The organism is Mesorhizobium sp. M7A.F.Ca.CA.004.04.2.1, assembly GCF_004022825.1.
Lineage (GTDB): Bacteria > Pseudomonadota > Alphaproteobacteria > Rhizobiales > Rhizobiaceae > Mesorhizobium.
The window spans coordinates 1-3,841 of sequence record NZ_RZPH01000586.1 but is presented as its reverse complement, the minus strand read 5'-3'; the positions used below and the strand labels follow the sequence as shown (position 1 = coordinate 3,841).

Annotated in this window: 5 protein-coding genes; 4 read left to right on the top strand and 1 reads right to left on the bottom strand. The window is 60.8% G+C overall.

Annotated features, from left to right (window positions below; genetic code table 11):
- The first annotated feature begins 113 nt into the window (after nucleotides 1–113).
- The 4 genes from EN893_RS23175 (at nucleotide 114) to EN893_RS23155 (ending at nucleotide 3,198) form a co-directional block, all read left to right on the top strand.
- The gene (locus EN893_RS23175) at nucleotides 114–554 is read left to right on the top strand and encodes a DUF2231 domain-containing protein (protein WP_127267415.1); all 441 of its coding nucleotides are present in this window, start codon (nucleotides 114–116) and stop codon (nucleotides 552–554) included.
- Nucleotides 551–1,891 carry a sorbosone dehydrogenase family protein gene (locus EN893_RS23170; RefSeq protein WP_127267414.1) on the top strand — a complete coding sequence of 447 codons (1,341 nt, stop codon included), beginning with the start codon at nucleotides 551–553 and terminating at the stop codon, nucleotides 1,889–1,891. Before EN893_RS23175 ends, EN893_RS23170 begins: the two co-directional genes overlap by 4 nt.
- A gap of 379 nt (nucleotides 1,892–2,270) precedes the next feature.
- Complete coding sequence (locus EN893_RS23160; RefSeq protein ID WP_127267424.1) at nucleotides 2,271–2,888, top strand: NAD(P)H-dependent oxidoreductase; 618 nt, start codon at nucleotides 2,271–2,273, stop codon at nucleotides 2,886–2,888.
- A gap of 160 nt (nucleotides 2,889–3,048) precedes the next feature.
- Nucleotides 3,049–3,198: a DUF3309 family protein gene (locus EN893_RS23155; protein ID WP_127267413.1), complete on the top strand. Its 150-nt coding sequence runs from the start codon at nucleotides 3,049–3,051 to the stop codon at nucleotides 3,196–3,198.
- Nucleotides 3,199–3,324: 126 nt separating this feature from the next.
- Here the strand turns inward: EN893_RS23155 and EN893_RS23150 are convergent.
- A partial coding sequence (locus EN893_RS23150) for a DUF1236 domain-containing protein (protein ID WP_128361800.1) occupies nucleotides 3,325–3,841 on the bottom strand: 517 nt, incomplete at its 5' end.

Here is a 3,841-nt window from a genome sequence, read left to right as displayed (position 1 = left end):
TTCTGAGACATCGCCAGCGCCATCACGAGTTCTTGAACGCAAACGGTTCCGGGAACCTCCTAACCACAAGTTGGTTTGGAGGACAGGTACAGCTTCAAAGGTGGAGAATGTCCATGGCCCGTGCCCGATCCGTATTGGTGGCCGCCAGGCGTCCGTTGCATAAAACGCCGATGGCAGTCGCAAATGCGTGTTTCGTCGGCACATTGCTGACCGACGCTGCCTATTGGCAAAGCGCTGAAATGATGTGGGCCGATTTCTCCGCCTGGCTGCTGCTTGCCGGCCTGCTTGTAGGCGTGCTCGCGGTTCTTGCAGCACTGGTCGATTTGTTTACCGACCGGCTTTCCGGTGAAGCCGGGCGCGTATGGCCATATCTCCTCGGCAGCCTCATCGTGCTCGTCATGTCGCTCTTCAACGCACTGGTGCACAGCCGGGATGCCTGGACCTCGGTCGTGCCGACGGGGCTCATCCTGTCCGCCGCCGCCGTGATCGTTATTCTCTTGGTGGGCCTGCTGGGATGGAGTTCCGGCCGCACTCAGGTGGAGGTGGTCGAATGAATGTCTCCGCCAGACATATCCCGCGTATCGCCAGCCTCGGTCTGCTGTGCGGATCGATTTTGGTGCTGCCCGCATGCAGCGACAACGAACCGGATCCCACCGATCAGGTCGGAGCGAACCCGACGCTGCCTGAACCGATCCAGTATCTGGTGCCGCCGATGCATGTCGCGTCGGTCATCGGTTGGAAACAGGAGGAAAGGCCGACGGTCGCCAAGGGTTTGCAAATCCAGGCCTTCGCCAAGGGCTTGAAGCATCCGCGCTCGCTTTACACATTGCCGAATGGTGACGTTCTGGTGGTCGAATCCGTGGCGCCGCCCGGTGCAGCGATCAAGCGGCCGAAAGACCTGGTCATGGGCTGGATCGAGTCCATGGCGACGTCGGGCGGCGGCACCGAAGGAAGCAACCGTATCACTCTGCTGCGCGATACCAACGGCGATGGTGTGCCCGATGTCCAGGAGGTTTTTCTCGATCATCTCAATTCGCCCTTTGGTGTGGCGCTGGTCGGCAACGATCTCTACGTCGCCAACACCGACGCCATCGTGCGGTACCCCTACACGTCGGGCGACACCAAGATCACCGCCCCGGGCACCGTGCTGACGCCGTTGCCCGGCGGGCCTATCGATCACCACTGGACAAAGTCTCTCGTGGCCAGCCGCGACGGGTCTCTGCTTTATGTCGGCATCGGATCCAACAGCAACATCACCGAGAACGGCATCCAGGCGGAAAAGGACCGGGCCGCCATCTGGGAAGTCGACAGGGCCACTGGCCGTTATCGTGTTTTCGCGAGCGGCCTGCGCAACCCCAACGGACTGAGCTGGGAGCCGCAGAGCGGCGCGCTGTGGGCTGTTATCAACGAGCGCGACGAGCTCGGTCCTAACCTGGTTCCCGACTACATGACCTCGGTCAAGGACGGCGCGTTCTATGGTTGGCCGTACAGCTACTATGGCCAGCATGTCGACCCGCGCGTGATGCCGCAGCGGCCGGACCTGGTCGCCAAGGCGATCCCTCCCGATTATGCCTTGAGTTCCCACGTCGCACCTCTGGGCTTGGCGTTCTACACTGGAACCAACCTGCCGGACCTGTATCGCAACGGCGCCTTTGTTGGCGAGCATGGCAGCTGGAACCGCAAGAGCTTCAACGGCTACAAGGTCGTTTTCGTGCCGTTCAAGGACGGTCATCCAGACGGCAAGCCGCAGGATGTCGTCACCGGTTTCCTCGACAAGGACAACAAGGCGCACGGGCGGCCGGTCGGTGTTGCCGTCGACAAATCGGGCGCGTTGCTGATCGCCGACGATGTCGGAAACACGGTCTGGCGCGTAACTTCCGCGAGCCAGTAGGCACCTGCATAAACGCGGATCGCTTCACCTATCTCGGTGCAAATTCCGCCAGCGCCTTGACGAATTCTGCCGGTGCCTCGATCGGCAGGAATTCGCCGCAGTTGGCGATCATGTGACCTTGCAGGTTCTTTGCGCCAGACAGCCTGCGTCGGAATCGCTCATCGCTGTCTGTCCTCCAGTAGTGGTCAGTGCCCCTGTGAGCCGGCTGGACCGTCACCAAGTGGGAGGAGGGGGCCGTCTCGCCCCCGGCCTGTTGGTCCGCTTGGCGGAACAAGCATTCAACCCTGGCGTTAAATGCCGGGCGCTCCCGCAACGGGCGAATGGGCTGTCGCGACGTCGTCGCGGCGATTTGCAATTAGGACAATGCAGGGAGATCCAGATGCCGCTTACGGCCTTCGCACTCAATTGCTCGCTCAAAGCTTCGAACGACAGGGAAAAATCCTCCACCGATCGGTTGCTCGCCGATGTCCTGGCGGCGCTGATGCAATACGAGGTGAAGGGCGAGATCGTGCGTGCGCTCAGTCACGATATCAAGCCCGGCGTGCTCTCCGACATGGGCGAGGGCGACGATTGGCCGAAACTCAGAGAAAAAATACTGGCGGCCGACATTTTCGTACTCGGCCTCCCGATCTGGCTTGGCCAGCCCTCGAGTGTGGCCAAGCGCGTCCTGGAGCGGATGGATGCGTTTCTCGAGGAGACCGATGACAAAGGGCGCATGCCGGCAGCAGGAAAGGTGGCCTTGGTGGCCATCGTCGGCAATGAGGACGGTGCGCATCACTGCCAGGCGGAATGCTTTCAGGCACTGAACGATGTTGGCTTCACCATCCCGGCCAATGGCGGGGTCTACTGGGTCGGCGAGGCCATGCAGGAGGTTAACTATGTCGATCTGCCGGCGACTCCGGAAAAGGTCTCGGGTGCGATCGAAATGGCAGCATCAAACGCCGCCCATCTCGCTGGATTGCTGAAAGACCGGGGCTACTTGGGCGTCTCGGGGTGACCTTTGTTCGCCTGACATCCTTGAACCTGGCAGCGTCGATGCGGTCTCAGTCGGGAACAGGAAGGCTTGTAGCGAGTTCATAATCACATCAGCCGGCGACCGCCGCTCCCTCTAAGGCGCGAAGCCGCAAACAGGAGAGCAAGTCACGGGTCTCGGCACAATTCTTATCATCATTCTGATCATTGCATTGCTTGGCGGTTTTAGTGGGCTTGGCGGCGGGCCATTCTACGGCACCGGCTATTACGGCGGCGGCGGCCTCGGTCTTCTGCTGCTTATAGTCATTATCCTGGTCGTGCTCGGGCGTCTCTAGCCCTCGCGATGCGGTGGCAGGGTGTATCACCTGCCGCTTGCAGTCCCTTTTGCGGGTTGCTTTGAATCCATAGCAGCCCAGCAATGGCGGTCCGCCCTCTGGAGGGCGGACCACTGCTCGGACATATCAGGTCAAAATCAGGACGATCTTGAACGTATCCGGATCAACGATCACGATCCGGCCGTCCGCAAGCACGAAATACTCGTAGCTTTCGTAAGCGGGAACGATCTTGACGATACGAGCCGGCAAACGATGCAGCCTGACCTTTTGCCGCGGAACTTCGACGCCGACGGTGATGTCAAAATCGACGTTGGACACAGGCTCCACTTTCGTCTCCCGGATGATCTGGGTGACTTCGGTTTTCTGCTCCACCGTCACGTTGTTGATGGAACCGGTCGACGTCGTATCCTGCGTCGAGGCCTTGCCCTGGACCTGCTCGTCGGTTTGCGTCTTGGTCTTGTCCTGAGCCTGCTGGTCGGTGGTGGTGCCGGCCTTGCCTTGAGCCTGCTCGTCGGTTTGCATCTTGGCCTTGTCCTGAGCCTGCTGGTCGGTGGTGGTGCCGGCCTTGCCCTGAGCCTGCTCGTCAGTCTTCAGCTTGGTCTTGTCCTGAGCCTGCTGGTCGGTGGTGGCGCCCTTCCTGTGC